The sequence below is a fragment of the Micromonospora sp. U21 genome, assembly GCF_018070045.1.
Lineage (GTDB): Bacteria > Actinomycetota > Actinomycetes > Mycobacteriales > Micromonosporaceae > Micromonospora.
Window position 1 is genome coordinate 29,750 of sequence record NZ_JAGPYK010000006.1, and the last position, 22,597, is coordinate 52,346.

General features: G+C 72.7%; 19 protein-coding genes, 1 pseudogene and 1 riboswitch. Of the genes and pseudogenes, 10 read left to right on the plus strand and 10 right to left on the minus strand.

All coding sequences use genetic code 11. The annotated features are described in order from the left end of the window. Positions 1 to 51 precede the first annotated feature (51 nt). The 3 genes from KBX63_RS09720 (at position 52) to KBX63_RS09730 (ending at position 3,168) form a co-directional block, all read left to right on the plus strand. Positions 52 to 999 carry a DUF5937 family protein gene (locus KBX63_RS09720; protein WP_210910673.1) on the plus strand — a complete coding sequence of 316 codons (948 nt, stop codon included), beginning with the start codon at positions 52 to 54 and terminating at the stop codon, positions 997 to 999. A 162-nt stretch (positions 1,000 to 1,161) separates the two neighbouring features. Next, on the plus strand, positions 1,162 to 2,346 hold the full coding sequence (locus KBX63_RS09725; RefSeq protein WP_210910674.1) for a snapalysin family zinc-dependent metalloprotease: 1,185 nt from the start codon (positions 1,162 to 1,164) through the stop codon (positions 2,344 to 2,346). A 120-nt stretch (positions 2,347 to 2,466) separates the two neighbouring features. Next, on the plus strand, positions 2,467 to 3,168 hold the full coding sequence (locus KBX63_RS09730) for a hypothetical protein (protein WP_210910675.1): 702 nt from the start codon (positions 2,467 to 2,469) through the stop codon (positions 3,166 to 3,168). A 23-nt stretch (positions 3,169 to 3,191) separates the two neighbouring features. Here the strand turns inward: KBX63_RS09730 and KBX63_RS09735 are convergent, their stop codons facing one another. Then, positions 3,192 to 4,034: a DUF3152 domain-containing protein gene (locus KBX63_RS09735; RefSeq protein ID WP_210910676.1), complete on the minus strand. Its 843-nt coding sequence runs from the start codon at positions 4,032 to 4,034 to the stop codon at positions 3,192 to 3,194. A gap of 138 nt (positions 4,035 to 4,172) precedes the next feature. On the opposite strand from KBX63_RS09735, the gene KBX63_RS09740 reads away from it, so the two are divergent. Together KBX63_RS09740 and KBX63_RS09745 are read left to right on the plus strand one after the other, a co-directional pair. Continuing rightward, the gene (locus tag KBX63_RS09740; protein ID WP_210910677.1) at positions 4,173 to 4,676 is read left to right on the plus strand and encodes a SigE family RNA polymerase sigma factor; all 504 of its coding nucleotides are present in this window, start codon (positions 4,173 to 4,175) and stop codon (positions 4,674 to 4,676) included. Continuing rightward, complete coding sequence (locus tag KBX63_RS09745) at positions 4,673 to 5,434, plus strand: hypothetical protein (RefSeq protein ID WP_210910678.1); 762 nt, start codon at positions 4,673 to 4,675, stop codon at positions 5,432 to 5,434. Before KBX63_RS09740 ends, KBX63_RS09745 begins: the two co-directional genes overlap by 4 nt. A 32-nt stretch (positions 5,435 to 5,466) precedes the next feature. On the opposite strand, the gene KBX63_RS09750 is transcribed toward KBX63_RS09745, so the two are convergent. Continuing rightward, the gene (locus KBX63_RS09750; protein ID WP_210910679.1) at positions 5,467 to 8,340 is read right to left on the minus strand and encodes an ATP-binding protein; all 2,874 of its coding nucleotides are present in this window, start codon (positions 8,338 to 8,340) and stop codon (positions 5,467 to 5,469) included. 319 nt (positions 8,341 to 8,659) lie between these two features. Here KBX63_RS09750 and KBX63_RS09755 point away from each other — a divergent pair, with 319 nt between their 5' ends. Then, positions 8,660 to 10,417, plus strand: a complete 1,758-nt coding sequence (locus KBX63_RS09755) for a M28 family peptidase (protein WP_210910680.1) — start codon at positions 8,660 to 8,662, stop codon at positions 10,415 to 10,417. Between the two features lie 132 nt (positions 10,418 to 10,549). Beyond that, positions 10,550 to 11,056, plus strand: a complete 507-nt coding sequence (locus KBX63_RS09760) for a hypothetical protein (protein ID WP_210910681.1) — start codon at positions 10,550 to 10,552, stop codon at positions 11,054 to 11,056. 103 nt (positions 11,057 to 11,159) lie between these two features. Here the strand turns inward: KBX63_RS09760 and KBX63_RS09765 are convergent, their stop codons facing one another. Continuing rightward, entirely contained in the window at positions 11,160 to 11,858 is a 699-nt protein-coding gene (locus KBX63_RS09765; RefSeq protein ID WP_210910682.1) for an SDR family oxidoreductase, read from the minus strand. Positions 11,859 to 12,019: 161 nt separating this feature from the next. On the opposite strand from KBX63_RS09765, the gene htpG reads away from it, so the two are divergent. Next, a complete protein-coding gene (gene htpG, locus KBX63_RS09770) occupies positions 12,020 to 13,936 on the plus strand; it encodes a molecular chaperone HtpG (protein WP_210910683.1) in 1,917 nt (638 codons plus the stop codon). Positions 13,937 to 14,225: 289 nt separating this feature from the next. Further along, positions 14,226 to 14,399, plus strand: a riboswitch (cyclic di-AMP (ydaO/yuaA leader). Further along, a complete protein-coding gene (locus KBX63_RS09775; RefSeq protein WP_210910684.1) occupies positions 14,399 to 15,055 on the plus strand; it encodes a transglycosylase family protein in 657 nt (218 codons plus the stop codon). It overlaps the preceding riboswitch by 1 nt. 66 nt (positions 15,056 to 15,121) lie before the next feature. On the opposite strand, the gene KBX63_RS09780 is transcribed toward KBX63_RS09775, so the two are convergent. The 7 genes from KBX63_RS09780 to KBX63_RS09810 form a co-directional block, all read right to left on the minus strand. Next, positions 15,122 to 15,475 carry a hypothetical protein gene (locus tag KBX63_RS09780; protein WP_210910685.1) on the minus strand — a complete coding sequence of 118 codons (354 nt, stop codon included), beginning with the start codon at positions 15,473 to 15,475 and terminating at the stop codon, positions 15,122 to 15,124. A gap of 111 nt (positions 15,476 to 15,586) precedes the next feature. Continuing rightward, complete coding sequence (dinB, locus tag KBX63_RS09785; protein WP_210910686.1) at positions 15,587 to 16,774, minus strand: DNA polymerase IV; 1,188 nt, start codon at positions 16,772 to 16,774, stop codon at positions 15,587 to 15,589. A gap of 20 nt (positions 16,775 to 16,794) precedes the next feature. Next, on the minus strand, positions 16,795 to 17,307 hold the full coding sequence (locus KBX63_RS09790; protein ID WP_210910687.1) for a GNAT family N-acetyltransferase: 513 nt from the start codon (positions 17,305 to 17,307) through the stop codon (positions 16,795 to 16,797). Beyond that, the gene (locus KBX63_RS09795; RefSeq protein ID WP_210910688.1) at positions 17,304 to 17,822 is read right to left on the minus strand and encodes a GNAT family N-acetyltransferase; all 519 of its coding nucleotides are present in this window, start codon (positions 17,820 to 17,822) and stop codon (positions 17,304 to 17,306) included. Before KBX63_RS09795 ends, KBX63_RS09790 begins: the two co-directional genes overlap by 4 nt. 197 nt (positions 17,823 to 18,019) lie before the next feature. Continuing rightward, the gene (locus tag KBX63_RS09800; protein WP_210910689.1) at positions 18,020 to 19,594 is read right to left on the minus strand and encodes an FMN-binding glutamate synthase family protein; all 1,575 of its coding nucleotides are present in this window, start codon (positions 19,592 to 19,594) and stop codon (positions 18,020 to 18,022) included. Positions 19,595 to 19,655: 61 nt separating this feature from the next. Then, the gene (locus tag KBX63_RS09805; RefSeq protein WP_210910690.1) at positions 19,656 to 20,069 is read right to left on the minus strand and encodes a VOC family protein; all 414 of its coding nucleotides are present in this window, start codon (positions 20,067 to 20,069) and stop codon (positions 19,656 to 19,658) included. A gap of 141 nt (positions 20,070 to 20,210) precedes the next feature. Further along, complete coding sequence (locus KBX63_RS09810) at positions 20,211 to 21,341, minus strand: N-acetylmuramoyl-L-alanine amidase (RefSeq protein ID WP_210910691.1); 1,131 nt, start codon at positions 21,339 to 21,341, stop codon at positions 20,211 to 20,213. A gap of 326 nt (positions 21,342 to 21,667) precedes the next feature. Here KBX63_RS09810 and KBX63_RS09815 point away from each other — a divergent pair. Continuing rightward, positions 21,668 to 22,575: pseudogene (locus KBX63_RS09815) on the plus strand (SPFH domain-containing protein). Positions 22,576 to 22,597 lie beyond the last annotated feature (22 nt).

A 22,597-nucleotide genomic window follows, 5' to 3' on the forward strand; every position in this document is an offset into this window, starting at 1 on the left:
CTGTCGGGGGCGCCAATGATGCTGGTCGGGCTGGAAGCACGCGATCTGGCGATGACCCGGTTCGCCATCTCTCCGCTGTGGGAGGTGATCGCGAGCGTTCGGATCATCAATCAGCCGCAGCTGTTTCCGGAGCATCTGCCCTGGTATGAGCGCGCCCGTCCCCGCCTGGCCGGCGTGGACTGGCGGCTTCTCGCCGACCTGGTGCAGATACCGACCCTGGTCATTCCGACCTTCGTCTGCACGCCTCCGGCCACTTCTCAACCCACCCTCGACGTGGAGCTGGCGACCCTCGTCACCACCCCACCCGAGGCGGTGCGGGCAAGTCTCGACATCCTGCCCGGCCCCCGTTCGTCACGGCTGACCGCGATGCACACCGAGCCGGTCGCCGAGCTGGCCCGGCTGGCGGAGACGATCCGGGCGTACGCCGACGCGGCCATCGGGCCCTACTGGCCCCGGATGCGCACGCTGTTGGAGCGGGAGGTGCTGCTCGGCGCACAGCGGATGGCGAGCGACGGGGTGCACGGCCTGCTCAACCACCTCGACCCGTACGTCCGGCTGGAGGCCGACACGCTTCGGGTGGATCACATCGTCCTGGCCGGTACGGTGCGACTCGACGGGCGCGGCCTGCTGCTCGTTCCGTCGGTCTTCGGCGGCCCGCGGGTCTGGTCCAACTTCGGCTCCCCGGGGCAACCGGTGCTGCGCTACCCGGCGCGGGCGGTGGCGACCCTGTGGGAACGGGACCCGGCGCCGCGTGGGCAGGGCCTGGCCCGGGTGCTGGGTCGAACCCGCGCCACCCTCCTGCACGAGCTGGCGGTGCCGACCTCGACCCTGGAGCTGGCCGGGCGCTGCGGGCTCACCCCGGGCACCGTGTCACAGCACCTCGGCGCGCTGCGCGACGCCGGCCTGGTGGGCGCCCACCGTGCCGGACGCTTCGTGCTCTACGCCCGCACGACCGCGGGCGAGGCGGTGGTCAACGCCAGCGGTGCGGCCACCGCCTGACACCGGTGGCCGTTTCGAGAGAGCGGCCCTGCACCGGGGCGCCGGCACGGTCGCCGGTATGACGGTTCCGCTATGCCGGTAATCGACCGCCGTCACATTAACATTCACCTACATCGATGACCGGCGGCCGGTGGTCGCCGGACTACCGCAGGGGAGTGCGTGATGTTCCGACGACAAGTGCTGCGTGCGGCGCAGGCCGTACTGGTGGCCGTTCTGGCGGCGGCCGGGGTGCAGCTCGCCACCGGCGCTCCGGCCGCCGCCGTACGGACCGTCTACTACGACGCGAGCCGGACCGGCGAGTTCCGCACCAACTTCGACCAGGCGGCGCAGATCTGGAACAGCCGGGTCAGCACCGTCCGGCTGCAACCCGGCACCCCCGCCAGCATCACCATCTACGTCGACGACGGCTGGCCCCGGGCGCAACCGACCGGGCTCGGTTCGGGCCGGATCTGGATGGGCCGCACGGCCGTGAACCAGGGCTACGACCGCAACCGGATCGCCGCCCACGAGCTCGGCCACATCCTGGGCCTGCCCGACCGGCGCACCGGCCTCTGCTCCGACCTGATGTCCGGCAGCAGCGCCCCGGTCTCCTGCCGCAACGCGTACCCCAGCTCGGCCGAGGCGTCCCGGGTGAACTCGCTGTTCGCCGGTACGCTCGCCGCGCCGGCGAGCGGCGCGACGTACACCTGGGACGGCGCCGGGGACATCGGGCCGACGGTGGTCGGCGGCCGGCCGGCCTCCGAGAACTACCCGTTCATGGTGTACGTCTCCGGCTGCACGGGAACGCTGATCAAGGCCAACTGGGCGGTCACCGCCAGGCACTGCTCGACGCCGTCCTCGGTCCGGGTGGGCAGCGTCAACCGCACCAGCGGCGGCACCGTGGTCCGGGTGACCCGCGCGGTCAATCACCCGAGCGTCGACGTCAAGCTGCTGCAACTGGCCAGCTCGGTCAGCTACGCCCCGGCCCCGGTCCCGACGACGTCCGGCGCGGTCGGCACCGCCACCCGGATCATCGGCTGGGGTCAGACCTGTCCCCGCCCGGGCTGCGGCTCGGCCCCCGCCGTGGCCAACGAGTTGGACACGTCCATCGTGGCCGACAGCCGGTGCTCCGGCATCAACGGCCGGTACGAGATCTGCACCAACAACACCAACGGCACCTCCGGCGCCTGCTACGGCGACTCGGGTGGCCCGCAGGTGCGGCGGGCCAACGGGGTGTGGAACCTGATCGGTGCGACCAGCCGAGCCGGCAACAACAACTCCACGTGCGCCACCGGCCCGTCCATCTACGTCGATCTGCCGTCCATCCGGTCCTGGATCTCCACCCAGGTCGGTGGCCTGCCCGTCTGATCACTTCGGACGCCGGGCGGGTACGCGCGACACGCGTGCCCGCCTCGCGTCGCCGGGTCACCCACGCGTCACCGCGCTGAGGTAGCGTGCCTGGCACACCGACCGATCCGAGGTGGTCTCATGCCTGCCGTCGTCGCGCTCGTGCTGACCCTCGCACTGTCGCCCACGCCGTCGCCGTCCGCCCCCTCGGGCCCGGTAGGTGACCTCATCGGCGGCGTCGGCCAGATCGTCGACGACCTCCTCGGTGGTGGCAGCACCCCGAGTGCCTCCCCGATCCCGACGCCGACCCAGACCCGGCCACCGTCCGCCGGGCCGTCAGCACCGGTGGCGCCCGCCCCGGTGACGCCTGCCCCGGTGGCGCCTGCCCCGGTGGCGCCTGCCCCGATGGCGCCCGTACCGACCCCCACGCCCGCCGGATCGTCGGCCGGTTCCCGGCCACCGGCCGTGCCCGCCGCACCCGACCGGACCGCCGGCGGACGGGACACCCGTGAGGCGGCCGTGCCGCTGCCGAACGGCAACGATCCGGTCGACCCACCGACGCTCGCCGCCCCGGACCGGAGCGGTTGGCCGCTGCTGCCCGCGTACCACCTGTTGATCGCCGGCGTCCTCGCGGTGCTGGCGTTGCTGCTCCTGCGCCGCCGCCGGGCGGTCGGCACAGCCGGCTCCGCCGGTGCCCCCGCGCCGGCGCCCGCACCGACCCCTGCGCCGGATCCCGGTCCGGTGCCGGACAATGTGAGCCGACTGCCGACCAACCTCAACGCCATCTACGAGCTGGGCCGGCTGGACGAGCGGCTCGAGCAGGAGCGCCGCCACCGGTCCTGACGAGCGTGGTCCGGCCGCCCGGCTCAGCGAGCCGGCCGAGCGCCCTCGCGCGGCGGGATCTCGTCGTGGTACGCCCCGACCGGCCCGCGGTAGCGAACCCCGTCCGGGTACGGCCAGGCGTTGGCCGTGCAGCCGTGCAGGCCCAGGGTCTGCTGCTGCATCACCGGCGCCGGCCGGCCCCGCCCCGGGCACCGCTCGTGACCCAGGCCGAGCCGGTGCCCGACCTCGTGGTTCACCATGTACTCCCGGTACGTGGACAGGTCCGCGCCGTAGCCCGGCACCGCCTTGACCCAGCGCGCCACGTTGAGCACCACCCGCTGACCGTTCCGGCACGAGGTGTAGCCGTCCGGAACGTCCTGGCACAGCTCGTCACGGGTGCCGGGGGTCGCCAGGTAGACGGTGAAGTCGGCCGGCGCGCCCGCGCCCACCCTGCGCAGTCGCCAGGTGCCACCGGCCGTCCACCCGCGCGGATCGTTGAGCGTCGCGGAGACCTCCGCGGCGACCTCCGCGACCGGCAGGCCGCGGATGTCGCGCTCCACGGCGACGCGGTACCGCAGCAGCCGCCCGCTGTTGCCGCGCCCGGACGCCGTCTCGGCAGGGGCCACCGACCAGCGGTTGCCGCCGGTGGCGGGATAGCTGATCGCGACCGCCGGTGCGGGCGCGACACCGGCGCTCCCGGCGGCTCCCGCCGGTCGACCGGTCGTGGCCGGCCCCGCCGCGCGTTGCCCGGCGTGTGCCGGCCCGGTCGTGGTCGGGCCGGTGGCGGGCTGCCCGGCCGCCGGCAGGCCGCAGCCGGTGAGCAGCGCCACCACCAGCAGCAAGGCCGCAGAGGCGGCCGGTCCTCGACGGGTAGCCTTCGTCGACATGTCTCTCCCCTCGCGCGCCGGTCTGCGGCGCCGCAGGGGAGGAGACGGGTGACCCTGCCGAAAAGTTGATCTCGCGGAGACTCAACCTGGCGTGGTCCTCGCCCGTCCGTAACGGTGTGGCACGGGGAAGGGTTCGACGTGGCGCGGGGTGACGCGGAGTTCGTCGAGTTCGCGCGAGCGGCGTCCGCACGGCTGGTGCACGCCGCGTTCCTGATGACCGGAGACCATCACCAGGCCGAGGACGCCGCGCAGACCGCCCTGGCCCGCACCTACGCGTCCTGGTCCCGGATCCGCGACGACGACGCGTACGGCTACGCCCGCCGCATCCTGGTCAACCACCTGGTGGACGGATGGCGGCGCCCGATCCGGGAGTATCCGACCGAGGAGGTCCCGGAGCAACGGCGGGACGACGTGGCCGACGAGGTGGCCACCCGGCGCTGGTTGACCGCCATCCTCGGCGTGCTGAGCCCTCGCGAGCGGGCCATCGTCGTGCTGCGCTACTACTTCGACCTGCCGGAGGCGCAGGTGGCCCGGGAACTCACCATCTCGGTGGGCACGGTCAAGAGCACCAGCTCGCGGGCCCTGGAGAAGCTGCGCGGCACCGGACCGCGTGCCGTCGACACCCGGGAGGCGTGCCGATGAGCGAGCTGGACCGGCTCCGCCACGCCATGCGGGTGACCGAGCGCCCCGGAGCCACCCTCGACCTGGCTGCCGTCATGCGCGACGGACGGCGGTTGCGGACCCGTCGCCGGGTCGCCGGAGCCGGGGCGGCGACGCTGGCGACCGGGCTGGTCGCCGCCGTCGTCGCGGTGGTGGCCGGCGCACTACCGGGCGATCCGCGCACGATCGAGCGTCCGCCGCCGGTCGCCGTCGCGCCCATGCCGCCGGCCGGCGTCACCCCGACGCCGCTGGGCACGCCCGGGCGCACGCCAGCGACCACGGCAGGCCGTACGGAGCCGCCGCCCTCGCCATTGGGCCAGGTCATCGACAGCGGGATCCGGCACGGCACCGACCAGCGGGTGTACTACGTCGTCCAGGTGTCGGTGCCCGGCCAGCCCCGGGTGAAGATCGGGCTGGTCGCCGGCCGCCGCGCCCCACATGGCACGCTGACCACCGACCTGCTGGTCAACGACGTCGAGGGGTCCGACCGCAGCCCCGGTTTCCACCAGATCGGCTACGACAGCGGGGGATCACCGGCGCCGGTGCCCACGTTCGGCTACTTCGTCGGCCCGGCGCAGCGGATCATCGGCACCGTGAACGGCCGGCAGGTCGCTGCCCGGCTGGCCCGGTGGAGCGCCGACAAGCAGGTGGTGATCTTCTGGTTCGACCCGGCCGATCTGGCGCCGGGGGATCGGCTGGACGGCATCGTCGCGCGCGACGGCAGCAACCGCCGGCTGTGACGCGCTGGTTCGTCGTGCCGGCGGCCGGCGGCTCAGGCCAGCCGACCCTCGATGGTCACCGTCGTCCCCTCACCGGTGGAGACCAGCCGCACGTCGCCGTAGGCGTTCATCAGCAGCGCACCCCGGCCCCGGTCCATCGCCGGCCGGCGGTCCCGCCAGGTGCCGAAGTCGCGTACCGAGATCCGGACCAGGCCGCCGCCGGCCTGGAGCCGGACCCGCACCTCCGGCCGGCTGGGTCGCTGGGCGTGCTCGACAGCGTTGTTCATCGCCTCGGACGCGGCGAGCAGCAGGTCCTCCTGCACGTCCGGGTCGACGTCCAGGCCGCTCAGCGCCAGCCGGACGTCGCGGCGCATCGCCGCCGCCGCCGTGGGTGCGGAGGGGTACGTCCACCCGACGTCGAGGACATCGCCGGCCGGTCCGTCCTGGCCGGGCGCAGCCGCGCCGATCGCGAACGCATCACCGACCGCTGCGGCGACGGTGCCCCGGGTGGGACTGTCGGCCGGGTGGCCCGGCGGGGCGGGCGTGGCCGCCTCCACGGCCGTCGGAGCCGGCGTGACGGTGGTGACCATGGCAGACCGCGCCGCCGCCGGGGTGGTGGCGATCGCCGGTGGAATGCCGTCGGCCCGGGCCGACGCCGCGTCGGACCGGGGCGCCATGGTGGCGCGGGACCGGCGGATGGCGGCCCGGATCCGCGCGATCAGCTCGGCCGCGGCGAACGGCTTCACCACGTAGTCGTCGGCGCCCAGGCTCAGGCCCACCACGCTGGCCTCTCCGCCAGCACGGGCGGAGAGCACCAGCACCGGCAGCGCCCGGGTCGCCGGGTCCGCGCGCAGCCGGCGGACCAGCTCGAAGCCGTCCAGCACCGGCATCATCACGTCGGTGAGGACCAGGTCCGGTGGGTCGCGATGGACCGCGTCGAGGGCCTGCCGGCCGTCGGTGACGACCCGCACCCGCCAGCCCTGCCCGGTGAGCAGCCGGCTCAGGTACGTCCGCATGTCGCTGTTGTCGTCGGCGACCAGGATCCGTGCCCCGGTCAGGTCATCCACGGCGGAGCCGGACGCCGGATCGGGCTCCGCGACGCCACCGCCGGGGTCGACCAGCCAGGTCGCCGCCTCCTGGACGGCGGCACGGGCCACGTCGCCCCGCCCGTTGGCCGCTGATCCGGTCGCCGCGGTGCGGCGCGCCGCCGACCACGGCAGCGCCACGGTGAAGGTGCTGCCGACGCCGACCCGGCTGGTCACCCGGACCTCGCCACCCTCGAGCCGGGCCAGCTCGTGGAGCAGGGCCAGGCCGATGCCGGTGCCCTCGTGACTGCGCGAGAGCGCGCCCTGCACTCGGTGGAAGCGTTCGAAGAGCTTTGGCAGCTCCTGCTCGGCGATGCCGATGCCGGTGTCCGTGACGGTGAGCCGCACCTCTTCGTCGTCGGCCTCCAGGCCGACCCGGATCCGGCCGATGAACGTGTACTTCAGGGCGTTGGACAGCAGGTTGGTGACGATGCGTTCCCAGTTGACCGGGTCGACCGTGACCGGCCGGGGCAGCGGCGGGCAGTCGACCTCCAGGGTCAGCCCGGCGCGCTCGACGGCGGCCCGGAAGACGCCGGCCAGCTCGGTCGTGAGCGTGGCGAGATCGACCAGCCGGGCGTCGCTGCGGGCCCGCCCAGCCTCCAGGCTGGAGAAGGTGAGCAGACTGTTGACCAGGGTCAACAGTCGGGTGGCGTTGCGCCAGGCGGTTTCCACCCGCTCGCGCTGCACGGGTGCGAGTGGCGCGGCGGCATCGGAGAGCGCGTCCGACAACGGACCGAGCATGAGGGTGAGGGGCGTGCGGAACTCGTGGCTGACGTTGGTGAAGAAGCCGGTCTTCACCCGGTCCAGTTCGGCCAGCGCCTCGGCCCGGCGCCGCTCCTCCTCGTACGCCTGCGCGTTGCGCAGTGCCACCGAGACCTGCTGGGCCAGTAGCTGGTAGAAGGAGCGGTACGCCTCGTCCAGCCCTCGGCTGGGGCTGACCCCGACCAGCAGGACGCCCAGCGGCTGGTCCTCGGCGGCCGAGGGCAGCGGCAGCGCCAGCGCGGTGTCGACCGGGTCCTTCCACGGGCCGGCCGGCAGTGGCAGCCGGTCGGCGACGCCGGTCACCCGGGTCGGTCGGCCCTCGGTGGCGGCCGGCAGACCCCAGGCGCGGGCGGCCGTGCCGGGGTCGGTCAGCTCGATGGCCTCCGGCAGGGCCTCCGCCACGGTGGCGTCACCGGGGTCGCCGCCGGCCCAGGCGACCCGGCGCAGCACCGTGCCGTCGCGTAGGTAGATCGCGGCGAACGGCACGTCCAGCGGGTGGGCGTCGATGGCGTCGATCAGCCGGGCGCAGGTGGCGTCCACGTCGATGGTGCGTCCGTCGCCGCGTACGGACAGGTCGCGCAGCAGCCGTAGCCGCCGTTCGCCAACCACCTGCTGGGTGACCTCGCTGCACACCGTCAGTACGCCGACGGTGCGGCCCTCGTCGTCGCGGGCCGGGGCGTGCGAGACGCTGAAGTACGCCTCCTCGCGGTAGCCGGCCCGCTCCAGCAGCAGTTGCAGGGCGGGCACCCAGCTGGCCACCCCGGTCGCCATCGCCTGCTGGATCAGCGGGGCGAGCACGTCCCAACCCTCGGCGAGGGTCACCCGCACGTCGTCGCCGAGCGCGGCCGGGTGTTTGTCGCCGATCAGCGCGGAGTAGGCGTCGTTGTAGAGCTGGGAGAAGCGGTCGCCCCAGAGCAGCAGCATGGGGTAGCGGGAGGAGAGCACCATCCGCACCGCGGCGCGCAGGCTCTGCGGCCAGCCGGTCACCGGGCCGAGCGGGGTGGCGGTCCAGTCCAGCTCCGCCATCAACCGGCCGGTGTCACCGCCGCCGGTGAACAGGTCCGTGCTGGGTCGTCTCACGCTCGACCCGGCCCCATCGCAAGCCCCCCGTTCCGGGCCCGACGACCCCTGCTGGCGTTACCTACCCATCCTGGCACCTTCACTCACCTGTGCCGACGCCGGCACCCGCCGATCCGACCGCCCGGGTCCGCGTGCGCTCGGCGTACGGAGCGGCGGCGGCGAAACAGGACGTTCCGTCCCCGTCCTGTCCGTTCGACGGGCCGCTGGGAGAGCGGAGGCCGCCACCGAACCGGTGGGGGTTCCGGACGAACGACCGATGCCCAACATATCGAGGTCTGTAAGTGTCTCGGTTATCTCTCCAACCCCCCGAGGAGCCCCCATGAGAGGCAGAACGCTGAGCGCGGGCATCGCGCTCGCCGTGTTCACCGGGATGACGGTGACGCTGGCCGCCCAGCCGGTGACCGCGTCACCCATCGCCGGAACGGCAGTGGCCCGGCCGATCGCCGCGCCCACCGCCGTCCTGGCCGCGCCGGACATCTCCGTCAGCAACGTCCAGGCGCACCTGACCCAGTTCAACTCCATCGCCAGCAGCAACGGCGGCAACCGACGGGCCGGCTCGGCCGGTTACACGGCCTCGCTCACCTACGTCAAGACCAGGCTCCAGGCAGCCGGTTACACGGTGAGCGAGCAGTACTGCTCGAGCTGCACGTACCCCTCGAACAACCTGATCGCGGAGTGGCCCGGCGGCCCGGCCGACCAGGTGGTCATGTTCGGCGCCCACCTCGACGGCGTCTCGGCCGGGCCGGGCATCAACGACAACGGCACCGGTTCGGCGACCCTGCTGGAGAACGCGCTCGTCCTGGCCGCGCAGAACCCGACCATGACCAAGCGGGCCCGGTTCGCCTGGTGGACCGACGAGGAGCAGGGGCTGAACGGCTCCCGGTTCTACGTCAACTCGCTCAACGCCACGCAGCGCGGCTACATCAAGGGCTACTACAACTTCGACATGGTCGGCTCGACCAACGGCGGCTACTTCATCAACCGGGTCACCTCGACCACGGCGGCACCGCTGAAGGCGTACTGGGACTCGTTGGGCCTGCGACCGGAGGAGAACGTCGAGGGCCAGGGTCGCTCCGACGACTACTACTTCCAGCAGGCCGGCATCCCCACCTCCGGCTACGCCGCGGGCGCCAGCGCCCGCAAGACCAGCGCCCAGGCGGCCAAGTGGGGTGGCACCGCCAACTCCGCCTACGACCCGTGCTACCACCGGGCCTGCGACAGCACCGCCAACGTCAGCGCCACCGTGCTGAACCGGTCCGCGGACGGCGTCGCGTACGCGCTGTGGCAGCTCGCCGTGGGTGGCGGCACCCCGACCAACGACTTCTCGGTGGCCGTCAACCCCACCGCGCGCTCGGTCGCACGGGGTGCCAGCACCACCGTCACGGTCGTCACCGCCACCACCGCCGGCTCGGCGCAGTCGGTCAGTCTCTCGGCCTCCGGCGCGCCCAGCGGGGTGAGCGTCTCCTTCAGCCCGTCCTCGGTGACCTCGGGAGGCTCGGCCACGATGACGCTGGCCGCGTCGGCCGGCGCGGCGACCGGCACCTTCACCATCACGGTCACCGGCACCGGCTCGGTCACCCGCGGCGCCAGCCTCACGCTCACGGTGACCGGCGCCGGAGGCTGCGCCGGCGGCCAGGTGATCGGCAACGGTGGCTTCGAGAGCGGCAGCACGCCATGGAGCGCGTCCTCCGGCGTGATCACCAACTCCAGCAGCCAGCCGGCCCGGACCGGGTCGTACAAGGCGTGGCTCGACGGGTACGGCAGCACCCACACCGACACCCTGTCCCAGTCGGTGACCGTGCCGGCCGGCTGTGCCAGCTACACGCTGTCGTTCTGGCTGCACATCGACACCGCCGAGACCACCGCCTCCACCGCGTACGACAGGCTCACCGTCCAGGTGGGCTCGACGACGCTGGCGACGTACTCGAACCTCAACGCCGCCGCCGGCTACGCCCAGCGCACCGTCAACGTGGCGGCGTACGCCGGGCAGACGGTGACGCTGAAGTTCACCGGCACCGAGGACTCCTCGTTGCAGACCAGCTTCGTGATCGACGACGTGACGCTTCAGGCGAGCTGATCTGGGTCGTCGGGTGGAGGTGGGCGACCACCTCCACCCGATACCTAGTCACGCACGTCTATCTCTGGTAGAAATCCTTCAAGGCCGGCCCCTGGTTCGCAAAATTCCACCCCTCCTGCGAACGGGAGTGCCATGTACGCCACCCGATCCACCCTGCGCCGCCGCGTGCTCACGCTGCTGGTGGCCACCCTCGCAACGGTCGGCGCCGCGCTCGGTCTCGCCGCCCCGGCCTTCGCCATCAGCCACTCCAGCGCCACCTCGCAGCTGCGCGCCGCCAACATCTCCTGGACCTCCAGCGGCAACTGCAGCGACCGCAACGTGCCCACCTGCACCTCGTTCACCGGGGTCCGGCAGGCCACCATCAACGGCATCATCACCTTCAAGCGGGCCAGCGGCTGCGCGGTCACCATCACCGCCGGCACCGAGGTCGGGCATGCCGGCGGCACGTACAGCCACTGGAACGGCTACAAGCTCGACATCGCGCTGAGCACCTGCATCCAGAACTACATCTCCGCGAACTACACCTACGTCGGCTACATCGCCGGCTTCGGCTACCAGTACCGGGCCCCCTCGGGCAACCTCTACACCAAGGAGGGCAGTCACTGGGACATCCTCTTCTACAGCTGCGGCGGATGCTGACCGGCTGCTGAGGCGGGTACGCGGACGGAGCTGACCGCGTACCCGAGGACGGGCCGCCGCCGGGAAGCCGGCGGCGGCCCGATCAAGGCCGTGGTGTCGCAGCTCAGGGAAGCTGCGGGTAGAGCGCGGCCACCCCGCCGGCCAGGCCCGCCTGCACCTGCCGGCTGGTGTCGTCGGTCACGATCTCGTACGCGTCGGCCTCGATGCCGTCCACCCCGAGCCGGGCGATCGCCGCCGGGTCGGACTTCGGGGCGGTGACCGCGGCGGCCATGTCGGTGTCCATGTAGCCGACGTGCAGGCCGGCGACCCGGATGCCCCGCTCGGCGAGCTGGAGGCGCAGCGCGTTGGTCATCGCCCACTCGGCCGACTTCGCGGCGCCGTACGCCCCGTGCCTCGGGAAGTTCACCCAGGACAGGGCGGAGAGCACGTTGAGGATCGTCCCGCCCCCGTTGCCCGCGATGACCGGGGCGAACGCCCGGATCATCGACAGGTTGCCGATGTAGTGGGTCTCCAGCTCGAGCCGGACGAGGTTCAGGTCACCCTCCATCAGGTCCGTTGCGGTGTCGATGCCGGCGTTGTTGACCAGCAGGTTCACGCCGCCGGCCAGTTCGGCGGCGGCGGCCACCGAGGCGGGGTCGGTGATGTCCAGCCGCACCGGCGTCACGCCGGGCAGGTCGACGGTGTCCGGGTTGCGGGCGCCGGCGTAGACGGTCGCGCCGCGGGAGAGGAGTTCGGCGGCCAGGTGCCGGCCGAAGCCACGGTTGGCGCCGGTGACGAGGGCGGTGCTTCCAGCGATCTTCATGGGAGTCAGGCTATCGGGCTGACTAACGATCACCAAAGTCAGCTACCTCACGGCGGCGCCACGCCCGGATCGGGAATACGACCCGGATGCGGGCACGGCCCGGCCGGCGACGGCTCGTATCCTTTCCGCGAACCTCCGCACGAGCCGAGAAGGGAGACGGTGTGAGCAACCAGGCCGAGACGTTGGAATTTCAGGCCGAGGCGCGTCAGCTCCTCCAGTTGGTCGTCCACTCGATCTATTCGAACAAGGACGTCTTCCTGCGGGAACTCATCTCGAACGCGTCCGACGCGCTGGACAAGCTGCGGCTGGCGACCCTGGTCGACAAGGACCTCATCGCCGACACCGACGACCTGCACGTCGCCATCGAGGTCGACCGGGACGCCCGCACCCTGACCGTGCGGGACAACGGCATCGGCATGACCCGCGACGAGGTGATCCAGCTGATCGGCACGATCGCCAAGTCGGGCACCGCCGAGCTGCTGAGTAAGCTGCGCGAGTCCGCCGACGCGCGTGCCTCGCAGGAGCTGATCGGCCAGTTCGGTGTCGGCTTCTACGCCGCGTTCATGGTCGCCGACCGGGCCACCCTGCTGACCCGAAAGGCCGGCGAGACCGGCGGCACCCGCTGGGAGTCCACCGGCGAGGGCACGTACTCGATCGAGACCGTCGACGAGGCGCCGCAGGGCACCACGGTGACCCTGCACCTGAAGCCGGCCGACACCGAGGACAACCTGCACGACTACACCGCCGAGTGGACCGTCCGCGAGATCGTCAAGCGGTACTCCGACTTCATCGCCTGGCCGATCCGGATGCGCGTCGAGCGCCCCGGCGCCGACGGCGCTGACGCCACCAGCGAGGTGCAGACGCTCAACTCGATGAAGGCACTCTGGGCGCGGCCCCGCGACGAGGTCGACGCCACCGAGTACCACGAGTTCTACAAGCACGTCAGCCACGACTGGGCCGACCCGCTCGAGGTCGTGCACATGAAGGGCGAGGGCACCTTCGAGTACGAGGCGCTGCTGTTCCTGCCCAGCCACGCCCCGCTGGACATGTTCGCCCCGCAGGGCCGCCGTGGCGTCCAGCTCTACGTCAAGCGCGTGTTCATCATGGATGACTGCGAGGCGCTGGTCCCCACCTACCTGCGCTTCGTCAAGGGTGTTGTCGACGCGCACGACCTGTCGCTGAACATCTCCCGGGAGATCCTCCAGCAGGACCGGCAGATCCAGATCGTCCGCCGCCGCCTGGTGAAGAAGGTCCTCGCCACGGTCCGGGACCTCAAGGCCAACCACCCCGAGCGCTACCGCACCTTCTGGACCGAGTTCGGCGCGGTGGTCAAGGAGGGGCTGATCGACGACACCGACAACCGCGACACCCTGCTGGAGATCCTGTCGGTGGCCTCCACCCACGACCCGGCCGAGCCCACCGACCTGGCCGGCTACGTGGCACGGATGAAGGACGGCCAGAGCGACATCTGGTACGCCACCGGCGACTCCCGGGCCACCATCGAGAACTCCCCGCACCTGGAGGCGTTCCGGGCCAGGGGCCACGAGGTGCTGCTGCTCACCGACCCGGTCGACGAGGTGTGGGTCGAGCGGGTCGGCCAGTACGACGGCCGCCCGCTGCGCTCGATCGCCAAGGGCGAGGTCGACCTGGACACCGACGAGGAGAAGCAGCAGGCCGAGGCCGAGCGCGAGCAGCAGCGACAGGAATTCGCCGCGCTGCTCGACTGGCTCGGCACCACCCTGGCCGACAGCGTCCGCGAGGTCCGCCTGTCGTCGCGCCTGACCACCTCACCGGCCTGCGTCGTCGGCGACGCGCACGATCTCACCCCGACGCTGGAGAAGATGTACCGGGCGATGGGGCACGAGGTGCCGTCGGCGAAGCGGATCCTGGAGATCAATCCCGGTCACCCGCTGGTCGCCGGGCTCCGCAAGGCGCACGAGCAGAGCGCCGGCTCCGAGGCTCTGACCGAGACGGCCGAGCTGCTGTACGGCCTGGCGGTGCTCGCCGAGGGTGGCGAGCTGGCCGACCCGGCCCGGTTCACCCGGGCGCTGGCCGACCGGCTGGCGCGCACCCTCTGACCGACGGACCCCTCCGGCCGGCGGGCCGCCCGCTCAGCGGGCCCCGCCGGCCGGGCCGTTCGATCGTCCGACCCGCCGGCCTCTGTGGAGTTGCTCGTGGCCTGGCTCCGGCGCGACGCCTGAGACCCGACCCGATCGGAACCGGTCCATCGTGGTCACTGCACAGTCCCGGGACACCCGCAACCGCTGCGCGGGCCGCCCCGCGTGCGCCGGTGAAGAAGTTCACAGGGGGTGGGCGACCGTCACCGACCGTGCCTAACGTCGGTCGGGTTCGCCAATGCGGACACCGCGACCGGCAACGCCAAATCCTGCCCCCCGGTCGTCGGAACCCAGTCACCCGGGCAGGAGCGGGGGACCCAACGTTCCTCGGTGCATGTCACCTCGGGGTGAAGCCGCCACCGCGCGGCCGGGCTCCTCGGCCCGAACCCGACAGCTCACCTCGCCGGCGTGGAGGAAACTCACATGTCATCTGCACACACGCCCCGTCATCGACGGGTCACCACCCGCCGCGTCGCCGTCGGCACTCTCGCCGTCGGCGCGGTCACCGGCGCCGTCGCCCTCTTCGGCCCGGCCGCCCCGGCCCAGGCCGCGGTCAACTGGGACGCGATCGCCCAGTGCGAGTCCAGCGGCAACTGGCACATCAACACCGGCAACGGCTACTACGGCGGTCTGCAGTTCTCGCAGAGCACCTGGGCCGGCTACGGCGGCAAGAAGTACGCCGCCCGCGCGGACCTGGCCAGCCGCGGCGAGCAGATCGCGATCGCCGAGAAGGTGCTCGACGGGCAGGGCATCGGCGCCTGGCCGACCTGCGGCAAGAAGGGCGGCTCGTCGGGCGGCTCCGCCGCGAAGTCCTCGACGAAGTCCACCTCGAAGTCCGACTCGACGTCCAAGCCCCGGGAGCGGTCGTCGCGCGGCCAGCAGCCGGCGACCCGCAACCACGAGCGCACCGCGCCGTCAACGGGCACCGGGACGTACCTGGTCAAGCCGGGCGACACCCTGTCGGAGATCGCCCAGGCCCACCACGTGGCCGGCGGCTGGCAGGCCCTGTACGAGCGCAACCGTCAGCTGATCGGCGCCGACCCCGGTCTGATCTTCCCGGGTCAGCGGCTCGCCATCTGACACACGGCACGCAGGCGCCCGACCGGATTCCCGTCGGGCGCCCGCGGGCGTGTCGAGGAGGGGGCGTCAGGCGGCCGACGCGGCAGCCTCGGGCCGCGCCGGCACCGACCAGGCCCGGCGCGCGGCCGGAACGCCGTCAGCGGGACGTTCACTGCGCGTGGTCGCGGCCTCGCCTCGCTCCGGAGCGACTGTGGACGGTGTGTCGGCCGCACCACGGGCCAGCCGCAGTGACTGTTCAGCGGAGCTGCGGGCCGCGCACGGCCACGGCTGGCCGGCGCAGAGCAGGTTGCGGCAGGTGCCGTCCTCGTCCGGCTCGTGCGCGCTGAGCACGTCGATCGCGAGCTGCCAGAGCAGCGGGTCGGTCACGTCGCCGGGACGCTGCTCGCGCCGGCTCGGACGGTTGCTGGTGTCGTCGGACATGATGGTCCCCCCTGGTAAGGCTGAATCTTCACTACGTCACCGCTCAGGTCGTCGCTAAACCCCGCGCCGGCTGTGATGTCCGGCGCAGGCCGCCCGCGCCACCCGGTGCGGTCAATCCGGCAGCAGCGGCATCTCGACGCCTGGATCCCGGCCGAGCAGCACCGCACGCGTGACCGCCGACGATCCGAACCGGTCGCGGACCGCGTCCACCGCGGCGTCCAGCTCGGCCCCCGGATCGTGGTGGAACGGCAGCTCCGGCTGGACCGGGTTGTCGTCCAGGTTGCCGACCGAGACGGCGATCAGTGTGACGCCCCGCCGGCCGATCTCGGGCAGGGCGACCCGCAGCAGCGCCCGCGCGGCGCCCAGCAGCGGCGTGGTGTCCGCGGTCGCCTTGCGGATGGTGTGTGAGCGGGTGGCGCGGGTGTAGTCGCCGAAGCGCAGCCGCAGCATCACCGTGCGTCCGGACCGCCCGGCCGCCCGCATCCGCCGGGTCACCCGGTCGACCAGGCCGGCCAGGACGGCGTCCAGCTCCGCCGGCGCGTGTGGCGTCCGGCTCAGCGCGTGCTGCGCGCCCATCGAGCCCCGCCGGCGACCGACCTGCACCGCCCGCGGGTCGCGGTTGTGCGCCAGGGCGTGCAGGTGCCGGCCGGCGCCGGCGCCGAGCAGTGACACCAGCGCGGCCTCGCCGAGCCGGGCCACCTCGCCGACGGTGCGGATCCGTCGTTCCCGCAGCTTCGCGGCGGTGACCGGGCCGACGCCCCAGAGCCGTTCCACCGGCAGCGGGTGCAGGAACGCCAGCTCGGCGTCGGGCGCGACGACCAGCAGCCCGTCCGGCTTCGCCACCCCGCTGGCCACCTTCGCCAGGAACTTCGTCCGGGCCACGCCCACCGTGATCGGCAGGCGGACCCGTTCGCGGACCTCCCGGCGCAGCCGCTCGGCGATGCCGGCCGGCGGCCCGGCCAGCCGGCGCAGGCCGCCCACGTCCAGGAACGCCTCGTCGATGGAGAGCCCCTCGACCAGCGGGGTGGTCTGCCGGAAGATCTCGAACACCGCCCGGCTGGCCTCCGTGTACGCCGACATCCGGGGCGGCACCACTATCGCGTCCGGGCAGAGCCGGCGCGCCTGCTGGCCGCCCATCGCACTGCGCACGCCCCGGGCCTTCGCCTCGTAGCTGGCCGCCAGCACCACACCGCCGCCGACGATCACCGGCCGCCCCCGCAGGCGTGGATCGTCGCGCTGCTCAACCGACGCGTAGAAAGCGTCCAGGTCGGCGTGCAGGATGCTGGCCCCGGTTGACACGTACATATGTTCGCATGGCGTCAGCGCTTCGGCGCAGCATCTGCTGCCAGGGTGTAACGGCGCAGCGACACCGCGCCACCGTCGGGGGCGTTCCACTGCGCCGTGCTGGTGCCGGCGCACCGCCACCCGGTGCGCTCGTAGAGCGCGGCGGCCGCGGTGTCGCTGGCGGCCACCTCGAGCGCCAGGTCCGTCCCGCGCTCGCTCGCCCACCGCCAGGCCCGGGTCAGCAGCGCGCCGCCCAGCCCGGCCCCGCGGGCGGACGGCGACACGAACAGGCGAGCCACCTCGGCGGTCGGCCGGGTCAGCGGCGCGTCCGCCGGGTCGGGCAGCCGGTGCACCGCCACATGCCCGACGATCGCCGAGTCGGCGTCGACCGCGACCCACGCGCGCGCCGGACGGGGCTCGCGCAGCCAGCGGTGCGGGTCGGCGGGCCAGTTCAGCGGGTACCGGTCGGCCCGGTGGACGAGGGCGAGGGCCGCGACGCATCCGTCGAGGTCGGTGGCGCGCCGCCGCCGGATACGCGGTGCGGTCACAGCTCGTCGAACGGGGCCGCGTACCGGAACTCGCCCCGGATCGATTCCCGCCAGGCGCTCAGCGGGCGGGCCTGGAAGTACTGCGGGCCCCAGGGCTGCGGCGGGGTGACGCCCAGCTCGACGGCCGGTCGGAACCCGAATCGCGGGTAGTAGTCGGGGTGGCCGAGCAGCACCACCAGCGGCTCGTCCCGGGCGTCGGCCGCACCGAGCACCGCGTGCATCAGCGCCGAGCCGACCCCGCGCCGCTGCCAGTCGGGGAGCACGCCGAGCGGCCCCAGGCCGAGCGCGACCGGCTGGCCGGCCACCTGACCGCGGGTGGCCACCACGTGCCCCACCACCTGGCCGTCGGGGTCGGTCGCCACCAGGGAGTACGCGGGCAGCCAGCCCTCGTCGGCGCGCAGCGCGTCGACCAGCGTCGCCTCGATCGGTACGCCGTCGTCCGGCGCGGTGAAGGCGGCGGCGTGCACCGCGCGGATGGCGTCGACATCGGCGGGCGTCTCGCGTCTGATCAGCACCGCGCCACGATACGGTGCCCCCCGGCAGCGGCTCCACGCGTTTATCGCGCGTCGAATGCCGGACAGGCAGCAGTCCGGCAGGCACGTTGGGCAAAAGGGTTATACCTGTGAGTCATATCTATGACTCACAGGTATAAGGCTCATCGGGAAACATGGCCTCGGGATCCGGTCCGAGGCCAGGCCGAGCCCGGCAAGGCTCAGCCGACCGCGGTGGGGGAGGGCGTGGCGCTGCCGCCCTGCGGCGCCTCCGGTGCCATCAGCCGGATGATCTCCTCTCGGTCGGCCGGCGAGGGCAGGCCCCACTCCGGCCGGTAGCCGTACACCTCGCTCAGTGGGGTGGAGCCGGTGCGGCCGTCCAGGATCTCCACCGCGTCGGTGCCGATCAGGCCGGGGTGCTCCACGCCGCACGCCTCGGCCACCTTCACCAGGTCGCGGCGCAGCGTCCGCAGGTAGTTGGCCGCGCGCACCGACTTCAGCGTCGGGTCCAGCCCCCGGGCCAGCCAGGCGTTCTGGGTCGCCACTCCGGTGGGGCAGGTGTCGGTGTGGCACTTCTGCGCCTGGATGCAGCCGATCGACAACATCGCCTCCCGACCCACGTTGACCAGGTCGCAGCCGAGCGCGAAGGCCACGATGGCGTTGTCCGGCAGGCCGAGCTTGCCGCCGCCGACGAAGACCACCCGCTCGTGCAGGCCGTGCTCGGCGAAGACCTTGTACACCCGGGAGAAGCCCTGCTGGAACGGGAGCGACACCGAGTCGGTGAAGATCAGCGGAGCGGCGCCGGTGCCGCCCTCGCCGCCGTCGATCGTCACGAAGTCGACACCCCGGCCGGTGTCCCGCATCAGGGTGGCCAGATCCTGCCAGAAGCCCAGATCGCCGACCGCCGACTTGATGCCGACCGGCAGGCCGGTCTCGGCGGCCAGCAGCTCCACCCAGTCGAGAAGGCTGTCGCAGTCGGAGAACTCGGCGTGCCGGGAGGGGCTGACGCAGTCCTGCCCGGCCGGAATGCCGCGGGTGGCGGCGATCTCGGCGGACACCTTCGCACCGGGCAGAAGCCCGCCGAGACTGGGCTTGGCGCCCTGGCTCAGCTTGATTTCCAGCGCTTTCACCGGCGCGCCGGTGACCAGGTCCCGCAGCCGGTCCAGGCTGAACCGGCCGTGCTCGTCCCGGCAGCCGAAATACGCCGTCCCGAGCTGGAAGATCAGCTCACCACCGTTGCGGTGGTACGGCGACAGGCCACCCTCGCCGGTGTTCTGCAGGCAGCCGGCGAGCGCCGCACCCCTGTTCAGTGCCGCCACGGCGTTGCCGGAGAGCGATCCGAAGCTCATCCCGGAGATGTTGACCACCGACTCCGGGCGGAACGCGCGGGCCCGCCCCCGCGCCGCGCCGAGCACCTTGGCGCAGGGCAGCCGCACGTCGTGCCCGGCGGTCGGCGTCGACGGCGGCACGGCCCGGCCGAAGGTGCGGTGCTTGATGATCGGATAGCCGGGGGTGTACTCGATGTCGTTGTCCGTGCCGAAGCCGAAGTAGTTGTTCTGCTGCTTCGCCGACGCGTACACCCAGCGGCGCTGGTCCCGGGTGAACGGCCGCTCCTCGTTGTTGCCGGCCACGATGTACTGCCGAAGCTCCGGCCCGACCGCCTCCAGCAGGTACCTGGCGCGTCCGAGCACCGGGAAGTTGCGCAGCAGCGCGTGGTCGCGCTGGATCAGGTCCCGCGCGGCCAGCGCGGCGACGGCGGCGGCGACGGCGGGTACGGCTCGACGGGCCCATCTCATGCCCGGCACTCTTTCCGCCCGCGCCGTCGGCCAAACCGGCACACCGACGACGGCGCGCTGGTCAGGCCTGGGGCTGAATGATGTCGACCATCCAATTGACGCCGTACGGGTCGACGCACTGGCCGTACTCGTCGCCCCACATCTGCTTCTCCAGCGGGATGGTCACCGACCCGCTCGCGGAGAGCTGCTCCCAGTAGCCGCGCAGCTGGTCGGCGTCGTCGCCGCTGAGACTGATCGCGATGGTGGTGCCGGGCACGTAGTTCATCCCGGGCGCGATATCCGATGCCATCAGGGTGAACCCGTTGGGGGACTCCAGCCGCGCGTGCATGATCTGGTCGGACAGGCCCGGCTCCGTGCTGCCGAACTCGCCGAAGGTGTTCATCGTCAGATCACCGCCGAACACGCGGTGGTAGAACTCCATCGCCTCCCGGGCGGTGCCGGGGAAGTTGAGGTACGGGTTGAGTCGCGTCTGCACAGCGCCCTCCTTGGTCCTGGTCAGCGTCATCGTCGCAGACCGGTGGAGGGCGGCCAATGAGGCGCGCCCGCGTTTGCGCTGGTTGCCGGGCCTGGCGGCGGCACGGGTGCGCGCCCGTGCCGCCGCCGGTGCTCCGCAGGATCAGCGGTGCCGGAACGACTGGCGGACCGTCCCGCCGACGATCGTGCACCACGTGCTCGTGCTGATCTTGCCGTTGCGCGGGAGCCCGTGCAGCGCCTGCAGGTCCTTCACGGCCGCCCGGGTGGCGGAGTCGTACGCCCCGGTGACGGTGACGGCGTACCCCTTGGTGGCGAGGATCTCCTGCACCGCGGTCACCGGCAGGCCGCCGGCGTGCTGGTCCAGCTCGGGCGCCAGGGTCTCCCAGGTCGGCGTGGTGAGCGTGGCGTCCACGTCCACCGGGATGCCGTTGCGCGCCTGCCAGTCCTGCACGGCGGTCACGGTCGCGGCGTCGAAGGTGCCGCTGACCGTCACCGGGTAGCCGCGGAAGGCGAGCAGGTACTGCACCACCCGGACCGACGGGGAGTTGACGAAGCGCCACAGGTCCGGCCAGCGGCGCGCCGGGACGTCGGCCAGGTCGGTGCCGAGGGCGGTGAACACCCGCCGGCGCAGCGCCGGGAACTCGCGGTAGAAGGCGGCGCCGGGGCACTGCGTGGTGCGGAAGTCCCAGTGGCCGAAGATGTCGTGCGCGTGCAGCCCGTACTGGCGGCAGACGGCGACGCAGAGCTTGACCAGCGAGTCGGTCAGCGCCTTCGGCGGGGTCTCGGTGACGTAGGTGCCCTCGTTCTCGATCCCGATGGCCCGGCCGTTCTCGCCCGGGCAGTGCGCCGAGATCATCTGCCGGTCGCCGGCCTCCAGCCGCTCCAGGCTGCCCCGCCGGCCCTCCAGCACGTAGCCGCCCCGGCTCACCGTGAAGTGCTGGCCGGTGTCCGACCAGCCGTTGCCGTCCATGTGCAGGTCCTGGCAGTCGTGGGCCAGCTTGACCGCCTGCTCCTGGGAGTAGTCGGTGACGTTCGGGAACGCCATGTGGTGCACGATGATCTTGTTGGTCGCGATGGCGCTGACCGACAGCGGGTCCTTGGGCGGCCGGGCCGCCCACTCGTCGCAGCTGATGATCCAGTCCAGGTCGGCGCCGGGGGCGGCGTGGGCAGCGCCCGGGAAGGCGAGTTCGCTCCCGACCACGGCGACCGTGGCCGCGCCGAGACCGGCTCGCAGCAGCGTCCGGCGGTCCACTTCGGAATGGTCGACGTGCATGGTTTCTCCTCCTGCGGCCCGGCGGCGGGGAATGAAAAGTAGCTCCAATGGCCGCACGCTCTCCGGAGGATATTGCCAAGACTCGCCCGCGCGCTAGAGGTTCTCCACCCCACGTCACCGCTCGGCGCGCCGCTCGCACCGGTGGGGCTCGCGCCGCCGGTCGCCGCTCACTCCTCGATGGCGCCGCCGATCCGTCGCAGGTGCCGGCGGAAGGTGTAGCCGAGCGCGTGATGCGCCGAGGCGCAGCGACCGGGGCGGCATGGCGGGGAGCGGAACGGGTACCCGGCGCTCCGGGAGGCGGGCGCCTCCGGGGGAGCGCGGATGTCATGGGAGCTGTCGTCGGCCTCGTCGTCGTGGCCGTGGTCGTGGTGCTGGTGTTGTCGCTCAGCGTCCGGCTTGTCCAGCAGTACCAGCGCGGCATCGTTTTCCGGTTCGGCCGGGTGCTGGAGCGGGTCCGCCAGCCGGGCCTGCAACTGATCGTCCCGGTCGCCGACCGGATGGTGCGGGTCAGCATGCAGACCACCGTGATCGGCGTGCCGCCGCAGGGCGCGATCACCCGGGACAACGTCACGCTCACCGTCGACGCGGTGGTCTACTACCGGGTGGTGGACCCGGTGAAGGCGCTGGTGAACGTGCACGACTATCCCTCGGCCGTGCTCCAGGTCGCCCAGACCGCGCTGCGCTCGGTGATCGGGCGGGCCGACCTGGACACCGTGCTGGGCGACCGGGAACGGGTCAACGCCGAGCTGAAGTCCGTCATCGACGCGCCCACCGAAAAGCCGTGGGGCCTGCTCATCGAGCGGGTGGAGGTCAAGGACGTCTCACTGCCGGAAGGGATGAAGCGGTCGATGTCCCGGCAGGCCGAGGCCGAGCGGGAACGCCGGGCCCGGGTGATCGCCGCGGACGGCGAGTTCCAGGCATCGCGTCGGCTCGCCGACGCGTCCCGGGCGATGGAGGCCACTCCCGGCGCGTACCAGCTGCGTCTGTTGCAGACGGTGGTGGACGTGGCGGCGGAGAAGAACAGCACGCTGGTCATGCCGTTCCCCGTCGAGCTGCTGCGCTTCTTCGACCAGTTGGCCCCGCATGCCGCCGGTCCGGGCCGGCCGACGACATCCGCCGCGCCCGATCTGGGGCCGGTGACGGAGCAGGTGGCCACCGCCGCCGAGCAGGGCGACGACCCGGGGGCCCCGGGGCGCTGAGCGGCCGGCGTTTCCGCGCGTGTCGGCGCGGGTAGGTCGGGGCCGACCGTCCCGACT

Excerpts from the sequence above, each read along its gene's own strand:
- KBX63_RS09810 (WP_210910691.1), bottom strand. The coding sequence starts at position 21,341 with ATGCACGTCGACCATTCCGAAGTGGACCGCCGGACGCTGCTGCGAGCC.
- KBX63_RS09775 (WP_210910684.1), top strand. The coding sequence starts at position 14,399 with ATGTCATCTGCACACACGCCCCGTCATCGACGGGTCACCACCCGCCGC.
- KBX63_RS09725 (WP_210910674.1), top strand. The coding sequence starts at position 1,162 with ATGTTCCGACGACAAGTGCTGCGTGCGGCGCAGGCCGTACTGGTGGCC.
- KBX63_RS09780 (WP_210910685.1), bottom strand. The coding sequence starts at position 15,475 with ATGTCCGACGACACCAGCAACCGTCCGAGCCGGCGCGAGCAGCGTCCC.
- KBX63_RS09765 (WP_210910682.1), bottom strand. The coding sequence starts at position 11,858 with ATGAAGATCGCTGGAAGCACCGCCCTCGTCACCGGCGCCAACCGTGGC.
- KBX63_RS09735 (WP_210910676.1), bottom strand. The coding sequence starts at position 4,034 with ATGTCGACGAAGGCTACCCGTCGAGGACCGGCCGCCTCTGCGGCCTTG.
- KBX63_RS09800 (WP_210910689.1), bottom strand. The coding sequence starts at position 19,594 with ATGAGATGGGCCCGTCGAGCCGTACCCGCCGTCGCCGCCGCCGTCGCC.
- KBX63_RS09755 (WP_210910680.1), top strand. The coding sequence starts at position 8,660 with ATGAGAGGCAGAACGCTGAGCGCGGGCATCGCGCTCGCCGTGTTCACC.
- KBX63_RS09730 (WP_210910675.1), top strand. The coding sequence starts at position 2,467 with ATGCCTGCCGTCGTCGCGCTCGTGCTGACCCTCGCACTGTCGCCCACG.
- KBX63_RS09760 (WP_210910681.1), top strand. The coding sequence starts at position 10,550 with ATGTACGCCACCCGATCCACCCTGCGCCGCCGCGTGCTCACGCTGCTG.
- KBX63_RS09745 (WP_210910678.1), top strand. The coding sequence starts at position 4,673 with ATGAGCGAGCTGGACCGGCTCCGCCACGCCATGCGGGTGACCGAGCGC.
- KBX63_RS09720 (WP_210910673.1), top strand. The coding sequence starts at position 52 with ATGACCCGGTTCGCCATCTCTCCGCTGTGGGAGGTGATCGCGAGCGTT.